Origin of the sequence: Scandinavium hiltneri (assembly GCF_024764835.1) — a bacterium.
GTDB lineage: Bacteria > Pseudomonadota > Gammaproteobacteria > Enterobacterales > Enterobacteriaceae > Scandinavium > Scandinavium hiltneri.
The window spans coordinates 246757-272644 of the sequence record NZ_JALIGE010000070.1 but is presented as its reverse complement, the minus strand read 5'-3'; the positions used below and the strand labels follow the sequence as shown (position 1 = coordinate 272644).

Here is a 25888-nt window from a genome sequence, read left to right as displayed (position 1 = left end):
GATGAGCATTAAACGTTATGGCGTAGAAGGCGGAACGGGCACCGGTGGTCAGCACCTGCCTTTCGCACGCGCAGTGGAGGCGGGAGGCTGGCTGTATGTTTCCGGTCAGACCCCGATGAAAAATGGCGAAGTGGTGGAAGGCGGCATTGTCGATCAGTCCCGACTGGCCATTCAGAACTGCGTCGACATCATGAGCGAAGCGGGCTATACCCTGGCAGACGTTGTGCACGTTAAAGTGATCCTCACAGACTCACGTTATTTCCAGTCGTTTAACAAAGTGTTCCGTGAATTCTTTGGCGAAAATCCCCCGGCGCGTATTTGTTGTGTCGCGGATTTAGTCGTCGACTGTAAAGTCGAAGTCGATGTGACCTGTTATAACGCTTCCCGGATATAAGCCAGCGGCCCTCAACTAAGGGGGCCTACGTCAATTATAAAAATGTAAAAGCGGTACATTTTCGGAATGTTATCTGAAAGTACTCTTGGCCTTTCTACACCTTTTTTCAGGTGGCCATCACGTTAACGCATAATATTTGCAACGCCGGATATTATTTCTGATATTGGATGTGAATTATGAACAGTATGTCATTTCTGATTTGGTTTAGCATATACGCCTGCGCCATGATTACGCTAGGGTGGTATGTTTCCAGACACCAAAAAACCGGGGACGACTTCTTGCTCGGCGGGCGCTCATTGCCGATGATCCTGACGCTGGGCTCCACGGTGGGCACCATGGTTGGCACGGGATCGAGCGTGGGTGCCGTAGGGTTTGGTTATATCAACGGCTGGGCCGGAATGCTGTATGGTCTGGGCGGTGCGGTCGGTATATTGCTGGTGGCGTGGCTCTTTGCGCCGGTGCGTAAATTCCGCTTTATGACCATGAGCGAAGAGATGTCTTATTACACCGGTGGCAGCAAAATAATAAAGAACCTGGTCGCCGTGTTGATATTTATCGCTTCTATTGGCTGGCTTGGTGCCCATATATTGGGTGGCGGATTATATCTTGCGTGGGCCAGTGGAATTGATATTAATGTCGCCAAGGTTATTATTGCCTTTGCATTTATTGTTTATGTTGGCATCGGTGGATATTCCGCCGTGGTGTGGATTGATACGATTCAGTCTATTGTACTGTTCGTTGGTTTTATTCTGATGGCGGTTCTGGCGGTGCAACATGTCGGTGGCTGGAGCCATATTCAACAGGCGGTAGATCCGGCGGCACAAAGCCTGTTTGCTGTCGATAAACTCGGTGCGTTACCCGCGTTTTCACTGGCGCTGGTTATAGCCGTCGGCGTGCTGGCCACGCCGTCTTATCGTCAGCGTATTTACTCCGCAAAGACCGTTTCTTCGGTGCGTCAGTCCTTCACTATCACGGGCCTGCTGTACCTGATGTTTTCATTCCTGCCTGCAATTATCGGCATGGCGGTCTGGACCATGAACCCCGAGCTTGCAAACAGCGGTTTCGCTTTCCTGTTTGCGACTCAGGTCCTGCCGCCGGTGCTGGCAATGGCGGTGCTGATTGCCGGGATGTCGGCCAATATGTCCTCCGGCAGTTCGGATGCGATTGCCGCGGTGTCGATTATGCTGCGCGATCTCTACACCCTTGTCACCGGGCACATGCCCGCGCCGGAAAAGGCGATTCGCACGTCACGGATTTTCCTCGTGGTTGTTATCGCTCTGGCGCTGGTCTTTGCTCTGACGTCCAACGACATCATCAGCTACATCACCAAAATGATCTCCATGATTATGTCCGGCATGTTTATCTGCACGATGCTCGGTCGCTTCTGGACGCGCTTTAACTGGCAGGGTGCAGTCGCCGCCCTGGCCGGTGGTGCGATTGCCTCGATGGTGGTGCTGATGGACAGCAGCTGGATGGCCTTCTGGGGCAACCCTTGTCTGCCGTCGGTGCTGACGAGCCTGATTGCAGGTGTCGGTGTGACGCTGATAACCCCTGCCAGCAGCATGAGTCGTGAAGACGCGCTGGAGATGATCACCCGCGAACGTGAAAGCCAGCCGACACCGCCGCCGCTGCCGATTGGTAAGCGCAAGCCGTCGGAGGGCTAACAATGGAACGCTATATCGCCGTTGACTGGGGTTCCACGCACCTGCGGGCCTGGCTTATAGAAAGTGGGACCTGCATCGATACGCTGAATGTGCCCTGTGGCGTAACGCAGATGACCGCAGGAGAAGCACCTGAACTGTTCGCCCGCCATATTGGCCCGTGGCGAAAGGAGGCTCTGCTCCCGGTGCTGATGGCTGGAATGATTGGCAGTGAAGCCGGTTGGCGTCTGGCAGGATATCTGCCGTGCCCGGTATCGCTCCACCGGGTCGGGGAACAGCTCTGCGAAGTGGCAGAGCAGGTCTGGATTGTGCCTGGCCTGAAATGGGCGCAAGACGGGGAGTATAACGTGATGCGCGGTGAAGAGACCCAGCTGCTCGGTGCGATGCAGTTGGCTCCTTCTCACTGCTACGTGATGCCGGGCACCCACAGTAAATGGATCAGCGTTGAAGGCGGAGGGCAGGTCACGCGTTTTGACACGGCAATGACCGGTGAACTGCATCATTTATTGATGAACCACTCGCTGATTGGTAAAGGGCTACCGTCTCAGCAGCCTGATGAAACCGCATTTGTGCAGGGACTGGAGAGAGGGCTGAATATGCCTTCGTTGGTCAATCAGCTCTTCGCTACCCGCGCGGCCTGGGTACTGGGCGTGCTGGAAAAAACGGCGGTGAGCGATGCTCTCTCGGGGCTGTTGATTGGCGCAGAAGTGGCCATGCTAACACGGCAGTATCAGCCGCAGCAGATAACGCTGGTGGCGAGTGAGGTGCTGAGCCCGCGCTACCGGCAGGCGTTTGCCCGGCTGGATATCGCGGTCAACGAATGCGGCGCGCAAGAGGCATTCTTACAGGGAATAGGGAGGATTATCGATGCACGACGTTAAGCTGGTGGCTATCCTGCGCGGCATCACGCCGCAGGAAGCCGATTCCCATATCGAGGCGCTGATCGAAGAGGGTTTTCGTTATATCGAAATCCCGCTTAATTCCCCGGACTGGCAGCGCAGCATCCCCCAGGCGGTTGCCCGTTTTGATGAGAAGGCGATGATTGGTGCAGGCACCGTGTTGAACGTGTCGCAGGTGACGACGCTGGTGAACGCCAAAGCCAGGCTTTTGGTGACCCCAAATACCCAACCTGCGGTCATTCGTCGCGCGGTGGAAAATGGCATGTTGGTGTGCGCCGGTTGCGCCACCGCCACCGAGGCGTTTACGGCGCTGGAGGCCGGAGCGCAGTGGCTGAAGATTTTCCCGTCGTCGGCGTTTGGGCCTGCCTACATATCGGCACTCAAAGCGGTGTTACCGCCGGAGGTTCCGGTACTTGCGGTGGGAGGCATTACACCGGATAACCTGTCAGATTATCTGACGGCGGGTTGTTCAGGCGCGGGATTGGGCAGTGACTTGTATCGCGCCGGGCAGACCGTTGAACAGACGCGCCAGCAGGCGCGACGGTTTATGCAGGCCTGGCACGCGGCGCATTAATCGCCAAGCGGTTGGCGGTCAGCGCCGCCGCGATGGCTGTCGAGAACCAGTTTGATACGGCGCATACGATCTTTGGCCTGCGCCTTGTTCGCCATTGCCAGTTCGGTGGCGAGCACATCGATCATCGCCAGCATCGCATAACGCGAGGTACTGGGCTTAAAGATGTAGTCGTTTTCCCTCACCAGCAGCGGCAGCACCAGATCGGCCTGCTCCGCGAGCGGGGTATCTTCCGGCGTTATGGCAATCACCTTCGCCCCATATTGCCGGGCAATCGCGGCGCTTTCGGTAATTTCGGGGGTGTATCCGCCCAGCGACAGCGCCACGACCACGTCCTGCGGCGTCACCGATGAACACATCATGCGAACCAACAGCCCGTCGTTCTGGCTTACCACCGGAAGGCCGAGGCGGAACAGGCGGTACTGTATCTCTTGCGCGCAAATAGTGGACCCCCCACCCATGCCAATGGCGAGGATCTGCCGGGCATTGCTCAACCAGCTCACCGCCTGATTGAGTGACGTGGCGTTGAGGGCGCGACGGTTAGTTTCCAGCACGCTAATGATGGATTCGTAAATTCCTTGCACCCCTTCGAGATCCGGAACGTCGAGAATTAAACGCTGACCGACCGCCAGCGACTGCGCCAGTTTCAGCTTTAGTTCGCGCACGTCCTTGCAACCCAGCGCGCGGGCAAAGCGGGTGACGGAGGCTTGGCTGGTATGGGTCAAGCGCGCCAGTTCGGCGATCGGCAGTTCGGCGGCACTGGCGACATCGTCGAGAATAAACTGAGCGATGCGCTTTTCAGTGGCCGTCAGACTCATAAAGCGGTCGGTGATGCAGGAGATGATGTCGATTGTCCAGGCCATATGCAGTATCAACCAATCAATTATGAATGATACTTTGTACCATAATTTAGGGTGTATCGCAGCCCGGCGGTGCGGTAGACGCAGATAGTGAAATGCGCCAGTGAAAGTACGTGTCGTAAATGTGATACAGCAGGAATTTCCTTAAAGTTTTCTCTTTTCAGGCCGAATAACTGTTAACTTCCCACTGGTATAGAGACAACATGTTAAACCGTATTAAAATTGTGACCAGCCTCGTGCTGGTTTTGGTCATATTTGGCCTTTTACAACTGACATCCGGCGGTCTGTTCTTTAACGCGCTGAAACACGACAAAGAAAACTTCACCGTTTTGCAAACCATCCGCCAGCAGCAGGCCACGCTGAACGGTAGCTGGGTCGCACTCCTGCAAACCCGTAACACCCTCAACCGCGCCGGGATCCGCTATATGATGGATCAGAACAATATCGGCAGCGGCGCGACCGTGGCGGATCTGATGAAGGTCGCCACCGCTTCTCTCAATGATGCGGAAAAGCGTTGGGCAGAATACGAAGCCCAGCCGCGCGATCCACGCCAGAGTGAAGCGGCCGCGCTCGACATTAAACGCAATTACGATATCTATCACGGCGCGCTGGCGGAGCTTATCCAGCTACTCGGTGCGGGTAAGATCAACGACTTCTTCGATCAGCCGACCCAGGGCTATCAGGATGGCTTCGAGAAAGCCTATGTGACGTATTTCCAGCAAAACGATCATCTTTACGAACTGGCAGTAAAAGATAACGGTAGCTCATACACTCAGGCGATCTGGGTGCTGGTAAGCGTACTGATCGCGGTGCTGGCGGTGATCGTTGTGGTCTGGCTTGGGATCCACAAAACGTTGATCCAACCGCTGACGCGGGTGATCGACAGTATTCGTCATATTGCTGGGGGAGACCTGGTGAAGCCTATCGACGTGCATGGCAGCAACGAAATGGGCCAGTTGGCGGATTCTCTGCGCCATATGCAGAGCGAGCTGGTGCGTACCGTCGGCGAAGTACGTAATGGTGCCGATGCGATTTACAGCGGTGCCAGCGAAATTGCGATGGGCAATAACGATCTCTCCTCCCGTACCGAACAGCAGGCCGCTTCTCTGGAAGAGACGGCCGCGAGCATGGAAGAACTGACGGCGACGGTGAAACAGAACGCCGAAAACGCCCGTCAGGCGAGCCATCTGGCGCTGAGCGCATCGGAAACGGCGCAGAAGGGCGGCAAAGTGGTGGATAATGTGGTGCAAACGATGCGCGATATTACCAGTAGTTCGCAGAAGATTGCCGACATTATCAGCGTTATCGACGGCATTGCTTTCCAGACTAACATCCTGGCGTTGAACGCTGCGGTAGAAGCCGCACGTGCCGGAGAGCAGGGCCGTGGTTTTGCGGTGGTCGCCGGTGAAGTGCGTAATCTGGCGCAGCGCAGCGCCCAGGCGGCACGTGAAATCAAGAGCCTGATTGAAGACTCCGTGAGCCGGGTTGATATCGGTTCCACGCTGGTGGAAAGTGCCGGTGAAACCATGGACGAAATCGTGAATGCGGTAACCCGCGTGACCGACATCATGGGTGAAATCGCGTCGGCATCTGACGAACAGAGCCGGGGTATCGATCAGGTGGGCCTGGCGGTGGCCGAGATGGATCGTGTGACGCAGCAGAACGCCTCGCTGGTGGAAGAGTCCGCTTCGGCAGCTGCCGCACTGGAAGAGCAGGCGAGTCGTTTGACGCAGGCGGTAGCGGTGTTTCGTATTCAGCAGTCGCAGCTGACGGCCAGGCGTGAGTCATCAGCCCCGAAAACCAGTGTGCCGGTTAAGACTCTGCGTAAAGCCGCAGCGACTGAAAACGGTGAGAACTGGGAAACCTTCTGATACGCAAATACCCGGCGGCGCAGGCTTGCCGGGCCTACCAAACCTGATTGTGTAGGTCCGGTCTGCATCGCGCCAGCGGGCAAAAAAGAGGGGAGCTTAAGCTCCCCCTTGATTTTACCCTTCCGATTTCACCACTTTGATTTCCACCATCCCAATCCCCAACTGGCGTGGGGCGTGGCCGAGAATATTGCCCTCGTTGGTGGTCTGAGGATCCGGCGGCGCGATGGTCAGCAGATTGCTGTTCGTCGGGTTGTCGAAATGCAGCGTGGTGGTGGTGACGTCTTTGCCCAGGGTCAGCGTTTGTTCGCTGTTTCCGACCCGCACCGGAATCGGTTTGTCAGCATTTTCGCCATAGGCTTTGGCGGTGATCACCAGGTCGAATTTCGGCGGCAGCGGCGTTTTGTACTCAATCTTCACTTCATTGCCCAACTGTGCGTTAGACCAGCGGCCCCAGCTTTCCGGGCGTGAAATCCCGCTGAACTGTTTGACCTCTTCCGGCGCACCGGCGACGTTGAAGATGAAGCTGTCCGCTTTATAACGAATGTCGTTATCGACGATTTTCAGAGTATCGATGTTGCCTTTATAGCGCTCCATATCGATAACGGTATCTTTAAACGCGGCTTTACCTTTCCATTGGGCTTTATCGACGTGCTGCACGATTTGCTGGCCGCCAAGCTGGCCCTGAGACACGCACCAGTCGGTAGAAAGAGCCAGTTCCGGCGCCCACAGCTGGGCCATTTTGTAGCAGCGGTCAATCCACATGAAGTTGTCGCGCGGGGCGAAATCTGCCAGCTGGTAACGCAGCGGGGCGGAGTATTCACTTTCAGGCAGCGGCTCCACGCGGTTATCTGACACCCGCAGCAACAGCGGCAGACGGAAGTGCGATCCGGAGAACGCAATCATCCCTTTCTGCTCGTCGATGGTGAAATCTTTGATCGATTTCGGGAAGTTCCACAGGCGAATAATGTCCGGCTTCCACGCCAGTACTTTCTCTTTCATGTTGAGGAACACTTCCGCCAGCGACTGACTGGACAGGCTGCTGCGTCCGAGGCCGATAAAGTTATCGCCGCCAAGAATATCCAGCACTGTCGCCCCATTATCCATGGTGCTGCGCTTCACGCCCATCACTTCCTGCTGCGGCTTATCGCCACGAATCACGAAGAACAGGTCATTGCGATCCTGCTTGTTGAGGTAATCCCAGGCGGTGTTTTTCATCGCCAGATGGTCAGACGACACCACAATTACCGTGTTCTTAAAGTACGGCGAGGCTTTGATTTTTTCGATAAGCGCCGCCACGTGTTCCTGGCTGCAGGTCACCGCGCTGAATGACTGGTTGGTTTTACCGCCAATCTCATACTTTTTGCGGGAGCAGGTGCGGGAGATAAATCCATCCGGGTGATGGGTATCGACCGTCAGCGTGAACAGCGAGAAGCGCTGGCCGGATTTGGACAGCTCCTCGTACTTTTTCCACACTTCGTCGAGAACCGTGTCGTCGTAGAAGCCCCAGTCGTTGCGGTAACTCGGGTCCGGAACGAGGGTTTTCAGCTCTTCCGCGCCGTACAGATGATCAAACCCGTGCGATTGCAGGAATACATCTTTCCCGGCGAAACGCAGGTTAGCACCCTGCATAAAGTAGTTCTGGTAACCGGAGTTTTTCAAGATGTCGCCGAGACAAATATTCTGCGGGAAGAAGCTCGAGACTGAGGCCGAGGCGTTGCCTTCGAACGGCGCAAACAGCGGAATACCACACTGGGAAGCGACCATTCCGGCGATGGTGTAATCGGTACCCGGCAGCTGCAAGGTGTGGCTGAAATCGATGCTCTCGTTTTTGAGCTTACCGAGTTCCGGCGTCAGGTTCGGAAACGCTTTATCATCAAAATAGGTGCGCTCGAGGCTTTCACCGTAGATATACACCAGGTTCAGCTTCGGATTCGGAATGGTTTTCGACGGCTCTTTATACCAGGCGGCAAAGTCCGGATCGCCATCGCGGGACTGGGATTTTACCAGTTCGGTTATCTGGCGAAATGCCGGGCTGGCATCCACTGACGCGAGAGCAAGCCCCAGCGCCAGGACACTGTAGCCAAGATGATGCGGATGATGGCGACGACGGCGTAGCACCCAGCCGAGTCCACCAAAGACCAGAACAAGCGCCAGAACCAGGCCAATGCCGGGCAGGATATATTTGCTGATACCCGCGCCGGTCAGGCTGTTGGTCAGGGTATAGAGCACGGCATCGTTAATGCCGTCGCCGGTGAAGTAGTCACTGGCGTAGAGGGTGAGGTTCAGGGCCACAAAAAGGCCAAGCACCATCAGGATGGAAGCAAACCACCAGGTATTACGTCCTGCTTTCCATGAATAAACCACCACAGAAGCGAGAAACAGAGCAATAGACACAAGCTCGGACACAGCACATCCTCAGTCACACAGGCCATCCGCTGACCCGACACTATTTTTTGACCCTACACTGTAATGGCAGTGCCATATGGCTGCAATTATAGCGTCATTAAAATGTGCGCTGATTCAGAATTAGATTAGAAGTGGGGGGTTTTTAACCCGCTCACATCCGGTGTGTGCGGGTCTTTAGCGCGGATCAGGAGAGGAAATTAGCGCCTTGTTTGAGCACCAGATCGCAAGCCTTGGTTTTTACTTGTTTTCCAAGCTCGGAATCACCCAGTGAACTCAGGTTCAGCTGCTGGCCGTTTTGAGCGTTGAGCAGGCCCTGAATACCGTCCATATAGTTGGTATCGGCTTTCTGTTCCGGAGCCGTGTCCAGGCCCAGTTTATCCAGCACCTGGTTCTTCACGTTTTCGGTATCGGTAACGGAGGTCAGTTTCTGTTGGGCACAGTAGCTGAGAATACCCGCGGCGTTGTTCATGTTGTCGGCGCTCAACGCTGTACCACTGCCGTTAAGTAGGCTGGTCAGCGATGACAGTGAAGTTGTACCTGATGTAGAAGAGCTTGAGCCGCTCAGTTCACTGGCGGCGCTGGAAAGCGTGTCACTCAGGGAAATCGCGAAGGTGCTGGTGGAGATCAGGGCGCTGGTCAGCGCGGCGGTGCAAAGAAGACGTTTAGCAGTATTCATCGGTTTTTCTCAGTTGGCTTAAACCCGGCCAGTATAGCGCTGCCCGGGTTCGGAAAAATCTCAATACTCTTTGCCCGTCACGCGACTGCGATAGCTGTCCCAGTTGAAAATCACCCACAGGCTGTTGCCCAGACGCATACGATCCATAACCCGTTCGCCCAGCAGCTTATTCATCTCGTCCATGTTGCTGTTGGTCAGCATACCGGTCGGACGTTTTGACGAGGATCGGCGATCGACAATCTGGTTGATGATCACTTTTTCGTAGCGCGATTCCGTCTGAACGCCGATCTCATCGATCACCAGCAGATCGACATTGCTCAGATCGTTTAGCAGCTTTTCTTCGGTGGTTTCGCGGTTAGTAAAGGTGTCTTTCATCGCGGACATGATGTCGGCCACGGTGATGATTAACACTGATTTCCCGCGCAGCAGCAGCTCATTGCAGATGGCTGCCGCCAGATGGTTTTTACCGGTGCCGGGTTTACCAGAAAAGATGAAGCTGGCGATGTTGCCGTCGAACTCTTCGACGTACTGACGCGCTTTGGATAATGCGTTCATTTGTCCATCGCTCTCCACGCGGTAGTTATCAAAGGAACAGTTCTGGTGCAGCGGACGAATGCCGGAGCGGTTGAACGTCCGCTGCATTTTCATCGCCCTGTTTTCACGTTCCAGCGCGGCGGAACGTAGCTGGCCCTGTTCTTTTTGCCACGCAAGCAGCTCTTCACCCGTTTTGAATGCCGGTTCAATATGTTTCGGCATCATTTTCTGCAGGCGCAGCATCAGATCACCAACATTTTTCATTATTAACCTCGGAAACCTGGGGGAATTTGATTATCGGGTTCGGAGAGCGTGTTGAGATCACGTCTCGGCTGCCCGCCGTTGCTGGCGCGCCCGATTTGCAGGCTGCGCGCCAGTTTCTGCTGCCACTGAACGTGATGGAACACTTTGCCTTCCGCCTGCCAGTAGGCGGTAAAAGAGGCCAGCTCTTCCGGCGTGGCGGGCTGCGTCAGCGAGATGCCCCACAGTGCGGCCATCCGCTGAAAATCAGCATCCGGCTGCCAGTCGGTATACATGGCGAATTTGCCCATTGGCACCGCAACCGGTGCGGTCGTCGGCTCGTCGAAGAATTGACCATCCAGCACCACGTCACTGCCCGGTCGGGAGAGTGTAGCCTCCAGTTCAAGCAGTTGTGCCAGGCGAGTGGGCGCAATGGCGTAAAACGCCGGTGCATTATTGGCAAACACCGCGATAGCACCGTTTTCGGCATTGTTTAACACGCCGTCAGGATCGCGCAGAAACGCATCAATCCCAATGACGCTGGACGTTAAAATTCTGGAGGACATAGCAATTACTCAAACAAAACGACGACAGGTATAACATGGGCTGATAGTAGCACAGACCAGCCCGCGGGAGGAGATTCCCCAGGCGACGTACGGGCAGCCAGGTCAGACGCGCGGGCGTTTACGGTACAGCCACAGACCGGGGATCGATAATCCCACCGACAGTGCACCGACTATCGACGTGGCTTTGAGGAAGTTTTCCAGCAACAGCATCATCAGGTCATTGCTGTAGCCGACGTGGCTGATTTTCACCGCGGAGATCATCGCGGTATAGGCGGAGATCCCCGGAAACATGGGAATGACCGCAGCGACGGTGAAAATTTTAGGGTGCGCCAGATACCAGCGCGACCATTGGATCCCAATGCTGCCAACCAGCATTGAGGCGATAAACGTCGCCCATTCGATGTTCATCCCTGCCAGCATGATGACCATCCGCGAACTGTGCCCGATAGCACCCAGTAGGGCACACCAGGCCAGCGCGCGGTGCGGCACGTTGAACACCATCGCAAAACCCACGGCGGGAATGGCGGACAGCAGCATGTCTTGCAACAACGCCTGCAAAAAATCGATTATACCCATCCGCGCAGCCCCCACAGCGTCATCGCCATCACGACCCCGATACACGTGGCGAGCGTCAGCAGGCTGGCGATAGCCCAACGAGCCAACCCGGTATTAATGTGACCTTTGAACATATCGGCGACGGCGTTGATGAGTGGGAAGCCTGGCACTAACAGCAGCACGCTGGCGGCCATCGCCACTGTAGACGTTTGCTCGAACGCGGGCAGACGCAGCATCAGCCCCGAAATGGTGGTGGCGACAAACGCGGTGATGCAGAAGTTTATTTGTGGGTGCATCGAGCGATGGGTCAGCATCTGGCGAATATACATGGCCAGCGTGCTGGCGCAGAGGGTGATAAAGGCTCCGTCCCAACCGCCGTTATTGAGTTTGCAGAAACAGGCGCAGGAGAGGCCAACCATAGTGACAACCAGCCAGCGCGGATAGCGCAGTGGTTTTATCTGCGCAAAACGCTTATCGACATCTTTGGCATCCAACAGCTTGTGCTCGGCCATGATCACGATGTGCTGGACCTCAGTCACCACGTGCATGTTGATGCCGCGATCGTTGTTTTTGCGGGTCGAGGTCAGGCATTTCCCGTCCAGAATCGTGGTCAATACAATAGCGTTCGAGGAGATGGCGCTTTCCACGCCGTCCATGCCCAGTGCTATCCCTAGCCGGGTTGAGAGCTCCTCAACCAGCGCGCTCTCTGCCCCGTGTTGCAGCAGCAGCAAGGCGCACTGAATACATAACCGGGTGACTTTTCGTTGCTCTGCGCAATCTGCTTCCATAACGACCGTTCTTGGTTGGCTATTCTCAGGTTCTGAAACCAGGTTTTACCTGAATGCCGCATGAAGCAAGGCCCGGCGAGATCAAACATTGTGAATATGAGCTCCGGTAAGCGTCTGTTTTTTGAACTGCTCCACAATTTCACAAGATCGTTGAAAAGTGCACGTTTTGCCTGATTTAAGCCCTTCTTTTTCCGCTCCAGCTTATCAAAAATGCAATAAGACACTTTATAGATACAAAAAATAAACAAATAATTAACCATTCTGGAGCGGAACTCATGAAAACGCAGGTCGCGATTATCGGGGCGGGCCCATCAGGGCTGTTGCTTGGACAGCTGTTACACAATGCCGGGATTGCCACGGTTATCCTCGAACGTCAGACCCCGGAATACGTGTTGGGTCGTATCCGGGCAGGGATCCTGGAAAGCGGTACCGTAGATTTGCTGCGCCAGGCGGGCGTTTCGCAGCGCATGGATGCGGAGGGCCTGGTACATCATGGCGTGGAGTTTCTGTTTGACGGTGTGCGGATCCCGGTGCCGTTGAGTGAGCTCACGGAGGGTAAAAGTGTAATGGTGTACGGCCAGACCGACGTGACGCGTGACTTAATGGAAGCCCGTGCCAGCAGCGGCGCACCGATTGTGTACGGCGTGAGTCACGTTGAGCTGCACGATATGAAAACGGACAAGCCTTTTGTCACCTTTGAAAAACAGGGCGAAGCCTGTCGGATTGACTGCGATTTCATTGCGGGCTGCGATGGCTTTCACGGCGTGTCGCGTCAAAGTATCCCGAAATCGGTGCTGCGTGAATATGAAAGCGAGTGGCCATTTGGCTGGCTGGGGTTGTTATCCGACACGCCTCCGGTGAATCCGGAGCTTATCTACGCCCATCATGAACGCGGGTTTGTATTATGTAGTCAGCGCTCACTAACCAGGAGTCGCTACTATTTGCAGGTGCCACTTAGCGAGAGCGTTGACGCCTGGAGCGATGAGCGCTTCTGGGAGGAGCTGAAATGCCGCTTGCCATCCGAGCTGGCTAATAAGTTAGTGACGGGTCACTCACTTGAGAAGAGCATTGCGCCACTGCGCAGCTATGTTGTCGAGCCGATGCAGTTTGGCCGACTGTTTTTGGTCGGCGACGCGGCGCATATCGTGCCGCCCACCGGCGCAAAAGGGTTGAATCTTGCGGCCTCTGACGTGAACTATTTATGGCGAATTCTCTGCCAGTTCTACCATCACGGGCGCGAAGATTTGCTCGCCAGCTACTCCTCGTTTGCCCTCAATAGAGTATGGAAAGGTGAACGTTTCAGCTGGTTTATGACCCATTTACTGCATGATTTCCAAGATAAAAGTCCATTCGATCGAAAAATGCAGGAAGCCGATCGCCGCTATTATTTAGGATCACGGGCCGGGCTGACGACGATAGCGGAAAACTATGTGGGCCTGCCTTACGAAACGGTCCGTTAATTACGCCTGCCGCAGGAGTGTGTATGACGCAACAGAGCACGATCCCCGTTTTTAAGCTGTATGGTGAACAACTTGGTTGGCCGACGCCGGAGCTTCTGCATTGCGAATCTATCCATCAGCGAAGCAGCCTTTATGAATGGCACATCCGCGTGCATCAGCATGCGGAAATGGTGCAGCTTCTGTATCTGCACAAAGGGCAGGCCGAAATTGAAATCGAAGGAGAAAGGAAAGTCGTAAAGGAAGCCAGCATTCAGGTGGTGCCTTCGCTGTGCGTGCACGGTTTTCGTTTTTCGCCCGGTACGCAGGGCTACGTTTTGTCCTTATCGTTACCGCTGCTCAGCCAATTCGACGCTCAGTTTGGCCGCCAGCTTGGGGTCCTGAATCAGCCACATTGCGTCAGTGTAACGCACTCCCGGTCGCACATTCGCACACTGTTTTCGACGTTGCTGGAAGAATATCAGCAGGATAACGACGCCCGCGAATTAATGCTGCACGCGATGCTCAGCGCGCTGCTGGTGTGGCTCAATCGCCAGTGTCAGGGAGCGCTGCCTGCAGAAGGCCGGGCGGAACGCCGACGCGCGGTGATGCAACAGTTTGCCCGTCATATTGAAAGCCATTATCGGGAACACCTTCCTATGTCCGATTACGCACAGGCGGTGGGTTTATCCGTCACACATTTGAATTATTTGTGCCATGAATTTCATAACTGTAGTGCGCTGAATGTGTTACATCAAAGGCTAATGCTTGAAGCGAAGCGGAGTCTGCAATACACCAGCATGTCGATTATACAACTCTCTGATTACTTAGGTTTTAGCGATGCCACCTATTTCTCTCGCTTTTTTCGGCGCTATGCAGGGATGCCGCCTAAAATATTCAGGGAAAAAATGAAATAAGCTTAAAGCATATAATTATTTTCTTGATGAATATTATTTGGAGATTTCACTCTGGATGTTAGTCGATGGAGTATTTATTCTTAATATGCTAATGTTGAAGGGTTATTTCGTCCGTTACTGCCTTTATTTAACGTTACAACAAATTAAATTATAGTCCGAGTCAATGGAAGCGTCCTTAGAATAATTTCAATCATGAATGATTGGATGGTTTTAATCAATTATGTAAATAATTCAGGAACATAAAAGGGAGGTGTTATGCTCACGGTATTTAATAGATGTGGCGTAATGATCAGCAATGTCCCCATCATTCAAGCCGGTCTTGTGTCGATCATGAAAGACAACTTTCCCGAATATGAGGTCAGTTGCCATCATCACGTCGATGAATTCACGACAATGCAACTGCTGCGAACGAGTTTGATTGTATGTGATCTGTCGGGCGATCGTTTTCAGGTTAAATCGCTCTGCGAAAAGTATTATTCATTAATGACGCAGTATAGAGAATGTCGTTGGGTCTTTATGCTGAATCAAGCCCATTATGCGCTCGCAGTTGAATATTTGTTGCGCCCGGAAAGTATCTTACTTTCTGATGTAGAATCTATTCCTGAACTTATTGCAGCCATTCGCGATCAGGGTTCCCAGGCGAATCGCATCAGTACGTCTTTGATGTCGCTTGAAGCCACGCCCGCACTCTCTCCTCAGGGATTAAAAACCTCATTATCTCTCGCAGAGCGTCAGGCCTTACGATTGCTTGCTAAAGGCTGGGGTGTCAATCAGATAGCTATGCTGCTCAGAAAAAGCAACAGGACCATTAGCGCGCAGAAAAATAGCGCCATGCGTCGCTTGTCGTTGCGCGGTAACGCAGAGTTATATGCCTGGCTCAACAGCGAACAGGGGATGAAGGAGTTGAATCTCCTTCCCGTATGGGGAGAGCCAATGCCATGGAAAAGCGCACCGCAAATAAACACGTCGCTGTCGTTGAAAACTGTGTAATGACGGAAGCAGGGCTGCGCGGGCTCTTTTCTTGTTGTGCGGGTTCGTTTTACGAATTGCAGGTCTATAAAGACAGTCAGGAATGGTTTGCGCAGACAGAGCAGCACTTCTATGACATGGTGATTTACTCTGTCGCGGGGACGCGTGACTCACGCCAACAAAGTATCCGCTTTTTTTCCGAACTTGCTTGTATGCAGCCTGATGCACTTCGGGTCCTGCTCGCAGAGGATGAAGGACAGGCGACATTAATTCACCACCTGTTACCTGTCCCAGTACATGCGGTATGGTGCAAAACCTCTTCAGTTGAAAAGCTTCTGATGCAAATTAACGGCTTAATAGCCCAGAAAGAGTCGCTGCATTCGGCCAGTAAGACGCTCAATACTATTTCAGGTTCGGTAGGATTAAGCCCGACGGAACGCGCGATTCTTTATTATATGGGAAAGGGCTTTTCCATTCCGGAGATTGCCGTTCAGATGGCGCGGAATCCAAAAACTATTCGCACGCATAAATTCAATGCGATGAATAAGCTCGGGGTGAAGAACTATACGGGATTGCTCTGTGCGGCAGATATCTTGCGTTATCTGCCGTTACAGGTGCTGAATGTGAACTGGTGAGACGGTTTGTTGACTGAGTTTACAAACAGACGTCGATCCAGGTGGCATCGGTAAGTTCTGCCAGACGTTCAGGAGAGATACGTACCGCGCTGTGCGTTGCGCCAGCGGCAGGTAATACTTCGTCAAAAGCTTTCAGGGAAACGTCGCAGTAAACGGTCAGTGGATTTTCCAGACCAAAAGGGCAGACGCCACCAACGGGGTGTCCGGTCCAGGTGACGACTTCATCGCAGCTGAGCATCCGGGCTTTGGCACCAAATGCCGATTTAAGCTTTTTGTTGTCCAGGCGCGCATCGCCTTTCGCCACAACCAAAATGACTTCATCTTTGACTTTCAATGACAGCGTCTTCGCAATCTGACCTGGTGCCACGTTGTGGGCCGCTGCGGCAAGTGCCACGGTCGCAGTACTCTGATTCAGTTCTATAATTTCGATATCGGGGGCGCGGTCAGCGAAAAATTGCCGCACGGTTTGCAAACTCATAGTTCTCTCCTGATATAAACGAAATTAATCTGTCACAAGCAATTGAGGCTGTAAATAAGAGGATGAGTATTCCCAGTATTTCATTGATTTCTCGATCCCCTTCACATTCACTGCAACCGGTTACAGTAACCGGTTGCAGAAGTGTGTCATGCCGATTAATACTGAATGCGTAACTTCCTCTGTATCGCTAAAAAAATAAGAGCCGTGTATGAAATCTATCTTTATCTGCTGTAGATCGGGCCAACCCCCCGGCGTGGTAGTGAACTCACAGTTCGAGATTGCACATCACGGCACACTAACCGTCGCTGTGCTTACGTCTATCGTTCGTCAGGAGAGCTGCTATGTCTGCTAACCATGCTGCGTTTAATTTGATTTTCCGATTTGTAGAAAACTATATCAGTCCTGTCGCCGGGCGTATCTCGTCCCAGCGCCATGTGATGGCAATCCGTGATGGCTTCATCTCTGCGATGCCATTTATGATTGTCGGCTCGTTCCTGCTGGTGTTTGCTTATCCTCCTTTCTCGCCTGACACCACCTGGGGCTTTGCCCGCGCGTGGCTGGACATGGCGAAGCAGTTTGAAGGCCGCATTTTGACCCCGTTCGATATGACCATGGGCATTATGTCCATATATATCTGTGCGGCGATTGCCTACAACCTGGGCAGACACTACGAAAAGAGTTTCCAGCTTGATCCCTTCATGGCTTCGATGCTGTCGATCATGGCGTTCCTGCTGGTTGCTGCGCCGAAGACTGACGGCACGCTGCCGGTTCACAGCCTGGGAGGTACGGGGATTTTCACCGCCATCCTTGTTGCGGTGTACTGCGTAGAAATGATGCGCTTCCTCAAGGCTCACAACATCGGTATTCGCCTGCCAGATCAGGTGCCACCGATGATCAAAAACTCATTTGATCTGCTTATCCCGGTGCTGGTCGTCGTGCTGACGCTGTATCCGCTGAGCCTGTTCATCCAGAGCCAGTTCGATATGCTGATCCCTCAGGCGATCATGTCTATCTTTAAGCCGTTGGTATCCGCTGCGGATTCCCTGCCTGCCATTCTGCTGGCGGTCCTGATCGGTCACCTGCTGTGGTTTGCTGGCATTCACGGTGCGGCTATCGTGTCCGGCATGCTGCAGATGTTCTGGCTGACTAACCTCGGTGTGAATCAGACGGCGCTGGCGCAAAGTGCACCACTGCCGCACATCTTTATGGAAGCATTCTGGACCTTCTTTATCGTTATCGGCGGTTCTGGGGCGACGATGGGGCTTGTGTTCTGCTACCTGCGTAGTAAGTCCGCACACCTGCGTTCGATTGGTCGTCTGGGCGTGGTACCGAGCATCTTTAACATCAACGAACCGGTCATCTTCGGTACGCCAATCGTGATGAACCCTGTGTTCTTCATTCCGTTCCTGTTGGCACCAATGGTTAACGCCACGCTGGCCTGGGCCGCAATGAAGCTGGATCTGATTGGTCGCGTGATTTCCGTTGTTCCATGGACCGCGCCAGCCCCTATCGGTGCCGCATGGGCGTTAGGTTGGGATTTCCGCGCCGTGATCCTGGTCGTACTACTGGCCTGCGTGTCTGCCATCATCTACTTCCCGTTCTTCAAAGTGTACGAGAAGCAGCTGCTGGAACAGGAAGCCGAAGAAGCGCAGCGCTCAGCGGGAGAAGCTGAACAGGCTGCGTAAGGTTTAGTTAAGGCAAAACAAAAGACCCGGTCGCGTTGCGTTACCGGGTCTTTTCGTATTCAGAGAAGTGATTATTTCAGCGTGCAGTCGCCGCACTGTTGGACGTCTGGCAGACGGTAGCGCTGACAGCAGGTGCGACGCACCAGCAGACCATCACGCATCACCACGGTGCGCCACAGTGGATTATCCCGCCCATCGGAGAACTGTTTTTCAAAGAAGAGATGCTGACGCAGGCTGTTGACCTGTTCATCGCCGAGCAGCGTTTTCATTTCACCCAGATACCAGTTAATGAGATAGCCAGTATTGCTCCAGATGAGTTTCCCGTTGATCTCCCCGGTCGCTTCCAGAGCTTCGATAACTGGCACCAGCGTCTGCGTTACCAGGTTTTCCATGCGAATCAGCGAAGACTGTAGTGTCAGATAAGGGTCTTCTTGCACATCGACCCAAAATTTGGCGGCCCGGCCCGTTTCGTGAAATTCAACGTGAAAATATTGCGGAGAAAGACTCAGAGCCCGTTTTTCAGTCAGCAGCGCCAGCATCAGTGGTGGCGCCTGTAGCCCGATATACCACTGCGCCCACAGAGACAACAACGGTTTGTTTTCCCGCGCCTGAGTGGGATTATTGCGATAGATATGATCGGAATACAGCGCGCACAGCGTGGTTAGCTCGCTGTAACTGCTCCACTTCGCCAGCGTCATCGCCTGATGTGGATGAGGTTCGTCAAGGCGAATGAAATCCAACAGATGAGGGCGGTGTTCAGTAAATTTATTCTGCAACGATGCCGCAAGCCCTTGTTCACGCTCAAAGAGCGGGGTGCGCCAGATAATATCGTCAGTGATCGGTGCAGAACGGTAGGCCATGAGTGTAGTTTGGATACAAATCTAAATGATAATGATTGCCAATCCTAGCTATAGACATAAACAATCGCAACCCTTTTTATGCATCTACTGCACTTCATGCACCCTGCAGCGCTTCGCTGGTCAGAATGTTATTACGCCCCAGATGTTTGGCTTCGTACAGCGCTTTGTCAGCCAGCGCCAGCGCACCGTCGATATCTTCGCCGAGTAGCGGCGCAAGCCCAATACTGACCGTCACATTGGTCGCGACGCTGTGGTTAAACATGTGCGGGATTTTCAGGTCGTACACGCGCTGGCGAATACGTTCTGCCGTTTCCAGGGCCGTATCCGCCGTGGTGGATGTCAGTAACACCATAAACTCTTCGCCGCCGTATCGGGTCACAATGTCTCGAGAGCGCACGACATTGCGTATCGCGGCCGACACCTGGATCAGCGCCTGATCGCCCATCATGTGCCCATAATGGTCGTTGTAGGCTTTGAAATAGTCGATATCCAGCAACAAGACGTAATGCCCGCTGGCATCCAGCGACATCAGTGTTTCAAGGCGGTTTTGCAGACCACGACGGTTATAAAGCCCGGTCAGTGGGTCGAGCATGCTCAGGTCGTTCAGGGTCTGACGCTCTTCCAGCAGCTTGTACATCAGCCCCTGGGCAAAGTTATCGTTGCGTCGTTGAATCACGCTCTGAATGGAAATGCCAATAACCGGCAGGGCAAAGCAGTACACCATGCGCAGCCACTGATCGCCTTCGCCAAGAACGAGGCAGGTGATAAGCACGGGCAAAGAATGAAACGTAAAGGCGATGATATTATTAGAAAAAGCAATTGCACCAACAAACAGCACACTTAATAAAGCGATCACCAGATAGTTAAAATTAGCGTTATCCAGTAAGGGTAATTTAATGGCGATATGCCAGGCCCACAGGCAGCCAAACAAAATGGAGATGGCGGGAATATTAATTTTTTTCTCGGCCCAGGCCCAATGACCCAGCAGCAAACCCGCGCTGATAACGGTTATCAGTACCAGCGGAAGGGTGATCGCCGAAATGGAATACACCGGGCTAAGCATAGAAAAAAGTGATGAAGCTAAATTAAGAAATAAAAAAAGTCGTAATGAAAATTGATATTTTTTAACGCGCAGCGAACGCCAGGATTGTGATGTCATGTCAGGAAATCGTTTTTATTGTGTGATTGCAGAAACACTAAGCATCAGGAATGACACATTTCACACGGGAACGTTTCGCGCGAAAATATCAGTAACACTAATCAATTCGTATAATCCGCACAATTTATCACCTTAAAGCAACACTGTCACCTGCGTGAAAGTAAAGAGCGCGACGGTTTTCAGCACGATCTTGCAAATGATAAAAATTATCATATGATATTGGTTATTATTATTGTTTCGAGAGTCAAAACCATGTTGCAGCGGGCGTTAGGCAGTGGGTGGGGAGTGTTGATTCCTGGCGTGCTTTTAGCCGGGTTGGGCTTTGCCGGTCTGTCAATCGATACCTGGCGAAGTCTGATAGCGCTGGGTTTACTGCTTTCTTGTGTGATGATCTGGCATCGTCAGCTGCGGCATTTTGTGTTGTTGCCATCGGCATTTGCGTTGATAAGCGGGATGATGTTGGTGATGATGAATTTGAAACTGATGGGATAATGAGAAAATCAGGGAGAGAGTAAAGAGAGATAAGAAGCTGGTGCGAGGGGGGGGACTTGAACCCCCACGTCCTTACGAACACTAACACCTGAAGCTAGCGCGTCTACCAATTCCGCCACCTTCGCACAGTCGTCTTATCTTGATATTGTCTCGTTGGTGCGAGGGGGGGGACTTGAACCCCCACGTCCTTACGAACACTAACACCTGAAGCTAGCGCGTCTACCAATTCCGCCACCTTCGCCCAGTGCGAGCAATATCTTACGTGGTATATGGTGCGAGGGGGGGGACTTGAACCCCCACGTCCGTTAGGACACTAACACCTGAAGCTAGCGCGTCTACCAATTCCGCCACCGTCGCATACCATCGACTCTTAAAAAGAATCTTTACCACGGAGGCGCATTCTAGTGGTTTTCGGATTTTCGTCAACAGTTAATTGCAGCAGAATTTTCCGATCGCTATAAAAATGGGCGCTTTTCGACAGAAAGGGGAGTGCGGTGGGAGCGCCCACAAGTCAAAGCCTGCGGGCGGGATAAGCAATTACTTCTTCGCCTGGCGAGTCAACACCGTGCGATAGACTTTAAACCGGCCTGTCTGCGCGATCACTTCGTGGAAGCCGAAGGTTTCGTCCAGAATTTTTGGATAGGCCAGGAAGGCGTTGGCCACAATGCGCAATTCACCACCGCTATTCAGATGACGTACCGCGCCGCGGATCAGCTGCTGAGCAGCTTCAAGGCTGGTCTGCAGCCCGTCGTGGAACGGCGGGTTGGAGATAATCATATCGAAACGGCCGGTCACGTCAGAGAAGACGTTACTTGCCAGCACTTCACCTTCGAGGCCGTTAGCGGCAAGCGTTGCACGGCTTGCTTCGACCGCCGCAGCGCTGACGTCGCAAAGGGTCAGGCGTACTTTCGGCGAATGGCTTGCCAGCACGGTGGATAACACGCCCGCGCCGCAGCCTACGTCCAGCACTTTACCTTTGGTGTGTGGCGTCAGGGTGGAGAGCAGCAGCTTACTGCCGGTATCCAGGCCATCGCGGCTGAACACGCCGGGCAGGGTTTTGACGGTCAGACCGTCAAGCGGGTACTCAGCCCAATTGTCTTCGGCGTTGAACGACGGCTGTTTTTCCAGACGACCGTGATACAGGCCGCAGCGACGCGCGCTGTCGACTTTATTCAGCGGGGCGAATTCAGCAAGCATCTGCTCAGCGCTGCGCACGCCGCTGCGGTTCTCACCGACCACAAAAATATCGGTGCCAATCGGCATCAGCGATAAAATGTTGGTCAGCTGATACAGCGCTTCTGGCTTATTTTTAGGCCAGTAGTAAATCAGCGTATCGCAATCGGCAACGTCCGCCGCTTCTGCCGTCAGGCTAAAGCGTACGTTCTCACCCATCTCGCGACTCAGGTTTTGCCAGTGGTGATACTGTTGCGTATGGGCGCGGCTAAACGCGGTATCCAGACGAGCGGGCAGGTCATCCTGCAGATCACCGGCAAACATAATGCGGCTTTGTTCGAAATCATCACTGTGGCGCAGCAAGACTTCACTTGCCGGGGTCAATGCAGACATAACGCGTAATCCTCTATAAACGACGGCCGCGATTATACACACTATCTGCCTTCTCTGCGCGTGAGCCTCCTTGCTTTATTGGCGCAAGTTCGACGAATTTGCTATATTTCCGCGCCTGACAGACAGGAGAAACCCGCGATGACATCCCGACGAGACTGGCAACTACAGCAACTGGGCATTACCCAGTGGTCTTTGCGTCGTCCTGCGGTTTTACAGGGCGAAATCGCTATCTCTCTACCTGACCATATTCGTCTGGTGATGGTGGCGCAAACGCTGCCGCCGCTGACCGAACCGCTGGTGAACGATATCCTCCGTGCGCTGGCCGTAACGCCGGATCAGGTATTACAGCTGACGCCGGAACGCGTCGCAATGCTGCCTGAGGGTGGTCGCTGTAACAGCTGGCGTCTTGGCGAAAGTGAACCGGTCGCGCTGGAAGGTGCGCAGGTCATCAGCCCGACATTCGAACAATTGCAGTCCAGCGCGACGGCCCGCGCCGAACTCTGGCAACAAATTTGCGCCCATGAACACGATTTCTTCCCTAAGCCAGACTGATTTACCCCGCGCCCTGCTGATTGAGCAGCGTGCTCACGCTTTCCCGTGGAGCGAGCAGACCCTCGCCAGCAATCAGGGCGAGCGTTATCTCAACCTGCAGCTGACGGTAGACGGCGAAATGGCGGCCTTCGCCATTACCCAAATCGTGCTCGACGAAGCCACGCTGTTTAATATCGCCGTTGATCCGGCGTATCAGCGCCGAGGGCTAGGGCGCGAATTGCTCGAACAGGTTATCGACGAAGTAGAAAAACGCGGCGTGGTCACGCTGTGGCTGGAAGTTCGCGCCTCGAACGTGGCCGCCATCGCACTGTATGAAAGCCTGGGCTTCAACGAGGCGACGATTCGACGCAACTACTATCCGACCGCGGAAGGGCGTGAAGACGCAATCATAATGGCACTGCCAATCAGTATGTAAGACAAGGGTTTACGATGAAGATGTGGGACTGGATTTTCTTTGATGCCGACGAAACACTGTTTACTTTCGATTCGTTCAGCGGCTTACAGCGGATGTTTCTTGATTATAGCGTGACCTTCACCGCAGAAGATTTCCAGGACTATCAGGCTGTGAACAAGCCGTTGTGGGTGGATTACCAGAATGGAGCCATCACTTCACTGCAGTTGCAGCATCAGCGTTTTGAAAGCTGGGCTTCACGCCTGAACGTCAACGCGGGTGATTTAAACGACGCTTTTATGAATGCGATGGCCGAGATCTGCGCCCCGCTGCCGGGAGCCGTTTCACTGCTGAATGCCCTGCAAGGCAAGGTGAAAATGGGCATCATCACCAACGGCTTTACCGCGTTGCAGCAAATTCGCCTCGAGCGTACCGGTCTTCGCGATCATTTTGATTTACTGATTATTTCTGAGGAAGTGGGCGTGGCAAAACCTGACGCGCGCATTTTCGACCATGCGCTTGAACGCGCGGGCAACCCGGATCGTTCACGGGTGCTGATGGTAGGTGATACCGCAGCATCGGACATTCTGGGGGGCATGAATGCCGGTCTTTCTACCTGTTGGTTGAATGCGCATCAGCAGGAATTGCCGTCGCACATTAAACCGACATGGACGGTGACATCACTTGCCGAGCTGGAGCAACTCCTGTGTAAACATTGATTGTCAGCCCCCGGCTAACGGGTAAAATAGCCGCAATTTCGTATTTAACATGCGCGGTTTGCTGCCGCGTTTACTGAAGAAGAACTGACTATGACGTTGTCTCCTTATTTGCAAGAGGTGGCGAAGCGCCGCACTTTTGCCATCATCTCCCACCCGGATGCCGGTAAAACGACCATCACCGAAAAGGTGCTGTTGTTCGGACAGGCCATTCAGACCGCCGGTACGGTAAAAGGCCGTGGCTCCAGCCAGCATGCGAAATCTGACTGGATGGAGATGGAAAAGCAGCGTGGTATCTCCATTACCACCTCTGTAATGCAGTTCCCGTATCATAACTGCCTGGTTAACCTGCTGGACACCCCGGGTCACGAAGACTTCTCCGAAGATACGTATCGTACCCTGACCGCGGTGGACTGCTGTCTGATGGTTATCGATGCCGCGAAAGGCGTCGAGGACCGGACCCGTAAGCTGATGGAAGTCACCCGTCTGCGCGATACGCCGATCCTGACCTTCATGAACAAACTCGACCGCGACATTCGTGACCCGATGGAAGTGCTGGATGAAGTGGAAAGCGAGCTGAAAATTGGCTGCGCGCCAATTACCTGGCCTATCGGCTGCGGCAAGCTGTTCAAAGGCGTTTATCATCTCTATAAAGATGAAACCTATCTGTACCAGACCGGTAAAGGCCACACCATTCAGGATGTGCGTATCGTTAAAGGGTTGAACAACCCGGAACTCGATACCGCTGTCGGTGAAGATCTGGCCGCGCAACTGCGTGACGAGCTGGAGCTGGTGCAGGGTGCATCGAATGAATTCGACCAGGAGCTGTTCCTGGCCGGTGAAATCACCCCGGTATTCTTCGGGACCGCACTCGGTAACTTCGGCGTAGACCACATGCTCGACGGTCTGGTGGAGTGGGCGCCTGCGCCGATGCCACGTAAATCCGACACCCGTGAAGTAGAAGCGAAAGAAGAGAAGTTCTCCGGCTTCGTCTTTAAAATTCAGGCCAACATGGACCCGAAACACCGTGACCGCGTGGCGTTCATGCGTGTGGTTTCCGGACGCTATGAGAAAGGCATGAAGCTGCGCCAGGTGCGCACCGGTAAAGACGTGGTGATTTCCGACGCGCTGACCTTCATGGCGGGCGACCGTTCGCACGTGGAAGAAGCGTACCCGGGCGACATTATCGGTCTGCACAACCATGGCACCATTCAGATTGGTGACACCTTCACCCAAGGTGAAATGATGAAGTTCACCGGCATTCCGAACTTCGCCCCTGAGCTGTTCCGTCGTATTCGTCTCAAAGATCCACTGAAGCAGAAACAGCTGCTCAAAGGTCTGGTTCAGCTTTCCGAAGAGGGCGCGGTTCAGGTCTTCCGTCCGATAGCCAACAACGATCTGATCGTCGGCGCGGTTGGTGTGCTGCAGTTCGACGTGGTGGTAGCGCGTCTGAAGAGCGAGTACAACGTTGAAGCGATTTACGAATCGGTGAACGTGGCTACCGCCCGTTGGGTTGAAAGCACGGACGTGAAGAAGTTCGAAGAGTTCAAGCGTAAGAACGAAATCCAACTGGCACTCGACGGCGGTGACAACCTTACGTACATCGCACCAACCATGGTTAACCTCAATCTGACCCAGGAACGTTACCCAGAGGTTCTGTTCCGCAAAACCCGCGAGCACTAATCGCCCCCAGAGCACGGCCTGCGCCGTGCTCTGTCATTTTCCCTCCTTCTTGATTCCCTTGCAGAAAGTTCTTAAATGAGCCCGTTCACCCCCTAAAACGCCACTTTTTGGCCGTTTGCTCGGGCGAGTTAGAAATTGTTGGCTATATTTAACAAAGTGATGACAAGTTTGCTGGCTTAATTCGCTAATCAATGCGTGTTAAGTAGCGTATTAGCCCGCTAACCTTGAGAATCGCAATATTAATAATTGTGAGATTGTGGTGATGTTCACCCCTACAGCAATGCGATCATGAAGATCGCCTGAGCTCAAATTCTGAGCAAACTACAGG

Annotated in this window: 26 protein-coding genes and 3 tRNA genes; 15 read left to right on the top strand and 14 right to left on the bottom strand. The window is 53.6% G+C overall.

Going from position 1 to position 25888, the window contains the following annotated elements:
• Window position 1 precedes the first annotated feature (1 nt).
• The 4 genes from MUU47_RS07135 to MUU47_RS07120 all read left to right on the top strand — a co-directional run bounded on the left by MUU47_RS07135 (window position 2) and on the right by MUU47_RS07120 (window position 3528).
• Window positions 2–394 (top strand): RidA family protein, encoded by a 393-nt coding sequence (locus MUU47_RS07135; protein ID WP_258987483.1) that lies wholly within the window; start codon window positions 2–4, stop codon window positions 392–394.
• Between the two features lie 176 nt (window positions 395–570).
• A complete protein-coding gene (locus tag MUU47_RS07130) occupies window positions 571–2058 on the top strand; it encodes a sodium:solute symporter family protein (RefSeq protein ID WP_258987482.1) in 1488 nt (495 codons plus the stop codon).
• Window positions 2059–2060: 2 nt separating this feature from the next.
• A complete protein-coding gene (locus tag MUU47_RS07125; protein ID WP_258987481.1) occupies window positions 2061–2936 on the top strand; it encodes a 2-dehydro-3-deoxygalactonokinase in 876 nt (291 codons plus the stop codon).
• Window positions 2923–3528, top strand: coding sequence for a 2-dehydro-3-deoxy-6-phosphogalactonate aldolase (locus MUU47_RS07120; RefSeq protein ID WP_258987480.1), 606 nt, complete (start codon window positions 2923–2925; stop codon window positions 3526–3528). Before MUU47_RS07125 ends, MUU47_RS07120 begins: the two co-directional genes overlap by 14 nt.
• Here the strand turns inward: MUU47_RS07120 and MUU47_RS07115 are convergent.
• A complete protein-coding gene (locus tag MUU47_RS07115) occupies window positions 3525–4388 on the bottom strand; it encodes a MurR/RpiR family transcriptional regulator (protein WP_258987479.1) in 864 nt (287 codons plus the stop codon). The two genes, MUU47_RS07120 and MUU47_RS07115, sit on opposite strands and share 4 nt — an antisense overlap.
• A 200-nt stretch (window positions 4389–4588) precedes the next feature.
• On the opposite strand from MUU47_RS07115, the gene tsr reads away from it, so the two are divergent.
• Window positions 4589–6256, top strand: coding sequence for a methyl-accepting chemotaxis protein (gene tsr, locus MUU47_RS07110; RefSeq protein ID WP_258987478.1), 1668 nt, complete (start codon window positions 4589–4591; stop codon window positions 6254–6256).
• Between the two features lie 114 nt (window positions 6257–6370).
• Here the strand turns inward: tsr and opgB are convergent, their stop codons facing one another.
• The 6 genes from opgB to MUU47_RS07080 form a co-directional block, all read right to left on the bottom strand.
• Window positions 6371–8662, bottom strand: a complete 2292-nt coding sequence (opgB, locus tag MUU47_RS07105; RefSeq protein ID WP_258987477.1) for a phosphatidylglycerol--membrane-oligosaccharide glycerophosphotransferase — start codon at window positions 8660–8662, stop codon at window positions 6371–6373.
• 184 nt (window positions 8663–8846) lie between these two features.
• Window positions 8847–9338: a YjjA family protein gene (locus tag MUU47_RS07100; protein WP_258987476.1), complete on the bottom strand. Its 492-nt coding sequence runs from the start codon at window positions 9336–9338 to the stop codon at window positions 8847–8849.
• Between the two features lie 60 nt (window positions 9339–9398).
• On the bottom strand, window positions 9399–10136 hold the full coding sequence (dnaC, locus tag MUU47_RS07095) for a replicative helicase loader DnaC (protein WP_159761806.1): 738 nt from the start codon (window positions 10134–10136) through the stop codon (window positions 9399–9401).
• A 2-nt stretch (window positions 10137–10138) separates the two neighbouring features.
• Window positions 10139–10678: a primosomal protein DnaT gene (gene dnaT, locus MUU47_RS07090; protein ID WP_258987475.1), complete on the bottom strand. Its 540-nt coding sequence runs from the start codon at window positions 10676–10678 to the stop codon at window positions 10139–10141.
• A gap of 102 nt (window positions 10679–10780) precedes the next feature.
• Window positions 10781–11254 (bottom strand): threonine/serine exporter, encoded by a 474-nt coding sequence (locus tag MUU47_RS07085; protein ID WP_258987474.1) that lies wholly within the window; start codon window positions 11252–11254, stop codon window positions 10781–10783.
• Entirely contained in the window at window positions 11245–12021 is a 777-nt protein-coding gene (locus tag MUU47_RS07080) for a threonine/serine exporter family protein (protein WP_258987473.1), read from the bottom strand. Before MUU47_RS07080 ends, MUU47_RS07085 begins: the two co-directional genes overlap by 10 nt.
• A 275-nt stretch (window positions 12022–12296) precedes the next feature.
• On the opposite strand from MUU47_RS07080, the gene pobA reads away from it, so the two are divergent.
• The 4 genes from pobA to bglJ all read left to right on the top strand — a co-directional run bounded on the left by pobA (window position 12297) and on the right by bglJ (window position 15978).
• The gene (gene pobA / locus MUU47_RS07075; RefSeq protein ID WP_258987472.1) at window positions 12297–13481 is read left to right on the top strand and encodes a 4-hydroxybenzoate 3-monooxygenase; all 1185 of its coding nucleotides are present in this window, start codon (window positions 12297–12299) and stop codon (window positions 13479–13481) included.
• A 23-nt stretch (window positions 13482–13504) separates the two neighbouring features.
• The gene (locus MUU47_RS07070) at window positions 13505–14374 is read left to right on the top strand and encodes a helix-turn-helix domain-containing protein (protein WP_258987470.1); all 870 of its coding nucleotides are present in this window, start codon (window positions 13505–13507) and stop codon (window positions 14372–14374) included.
• A 255-nt stretch (window positions 14375–14629) separates the two neighbouring features.
• A complete protein-coding gene (locus MUU47_RS07065) occupies window positions 14630–15364 on the top strand; it encodes a helix-turn-helix transcriptional regulator (protein ID WP_258987469.1) in 735 nt (244 codons plus the stop codon).
• Window positions 15313–15978, top strand: a complete 666-nt coding sequence (gene bglJ, locus MUU47_RS07060) for a DNA-binding transcriptional activator BglJ (RefSeq protein ID WP_258987468.1) — start codon at window positions 15313–15315, stop codon at window positions 15976–15978. The genes MUU47_RS07065 and bglJ overlap by 52 nt, the downstream gene beginning before the upstream one ends.
• A 19-nt stretch (window positions 15979–15997) precedes the next feature.
• Here the strand turns inward: bglJ and MUU47_RS07055 are convergent, their stop codons facing one another.
• Entirely contained in the window at window positions 15998–16456 is a 459-nt protein-coding gene (locus MUU47_RS07055) for a YbaK/EbsC family protein (protein ID WP_258987466.1), read from the bottom strand.
• Between the two features lie 341 nt (window positions 16457–16797).
• On the opposite strand from MUU47_RS07055, the gene MUU47_RS07050 reads away from it, so the two are divergent.
• A complete protein-coding gene (locus MUU47_RS07050) occupies window positions 16798–18141 on the top strand; it encodes a PTS sugar transporter subunit IIC (protein WP_258987464.1) in 1344 nt (447 codons plus the stop codon).
• Window positions 18142–18212: 71 nt separating this feature from the next.
• Here MUU47_RS07050 and fhuF read toward each other — a convergent pair whose 3' ends face one another.
• Both fhuF and MUU47_RS07040 read right to left on the bottom strand, forming a co-directional pair.
• Entirely contained in the window at window positions 18213–19001 is a 789-nt protein-coding gene (gene fhuF / locus MUU47_RS07045; protein ID WP_258987462.1) for a siderophore-iron reductase FhuF, read from the bottom strand.
• Between the two features lie 94 nt (window positions 19002–19095).
• Window positions 19096–20160, bottom strand: coding sequence for a GGDEF domain-containing protein (locus MUU47_RS07040; protein WP_258987461.1), 1065 nt, complete (start codon window positions 20158–20160; stop codon window positions 19096–19098).
• A 213-nt stretch (window positions 20161–20373) separates the two neighbouring features.
• On the opposite strand from MUU47_RS07040, the gene MUU47_RS07035 reads away from it, so the two are divergent.
• Window positions 20374–20652 (top strand): DUF1435 domain-containing protein, encoded by a 279-nt coding sequence (locus MUU47_RS07035; RefSeq protein ID WP_258987460.1) that lies wholly within the window; start codon window positions 20374–20376, stop codon window positions 20650–20652.
• 38 nt (window positions 20653–20690) lie between these two features.
• Here MUU47_RS07035 and MUU47_RS07030 read toward each other — a convergent pair.
• The 4 genes from MUU47_RS07030 to rsmC all read right to left on the bottom strand — a co-directional run bounded on the left by MUU47_RS07030 (window position 20691) and on the right by rsmC (window position 22218).
• Window positions 20691–20777, bottom strand: a tRNA-Leu gene (locus MUU47_RS07030).
• A gap of 29 nt (window positions 20778–20806) precedes the next feature.
• Window positions 20807–20893: transfer RNA gene (locus MUU47_RS07025), tRNA-Leu, on the bottom strand.
• 29 nt (window positions 20894–20922) lie between these two features.
• Window positions 20923–21009 (bottom strand) — tRNA-Leu (locus MUU47_RS07020).
• A 180-nt stretch (window positions 21010–21189) separates the two neighbouring features.
• Window positions 21190–22218 carry a 16S rRNA (guanine(1207)-N(2))-methyltransferase RsmC gene (gene rsmC, locus MUU47_RS07015; protein ID WP_258987459.1) on the bottom strand — a complete coding sequence of 343 codons (1029 nt, stop codon included), beginning with the start codon at window positions 22216–22218 and terminating at the stop codon, window positions 21190–21192.
• Between the two features lie 138 nt (window positions 22219–22356).
• Between rsmC and MUU47_RS07010 the strand changes: the two genes are divergently transcribed.
• From MUU47_RS07010 to prfC, 4 genes are all read left to right on the top strand, one after another.
• Window positions 22357–22770, top strand: coding sequence for a DNA polymerase III subunit psi (locus MUU47_RS07010; protein WP_110510672.1), 414 nt, complete (start codon window positions 22357–22359; stop codon window positions 22768–22770).
• Window positions 22739–23185, top strand: coding sequence for a ribosomal protein S18-alanine N-acetyltransferase (rimI, locus tag MUU47_RS07005; RefSeq protein ID WP_159771390.1), 447 nt, complete (start codon window positions 22739–22741; stop codon window positions 23183–23185). The genes MUU47_RS07010 and rimI overlap by 32 nt, the downstream gene beginning before the upstream one ends.
• 14 nt (window positions 23186–23199) lie before the next feature.
• Entirely contained in the window at window positions 23200–23880 is a 681-nt protein-coding gene (gene yjjG, locus MUU47_RS07000) for a pyrimidine 5'-nucleotidase (protein ID WP_258987457.1), read from the top strand.
• 90 nt (window positions 23881–23970) lie between these two features.
• Complete coding sequence (gene prfC, locus MUU47_RS06995; RefSeq protein WP_159771384.1) at window positions 23971–25560, top strand: peptide chain release factor 3; 1590 nt, start codon at window positions 23971–23973, stop codon at window positions 25558–25560.
• Window positions 25561–25888 lie beyond the last annotated feature (328 nt).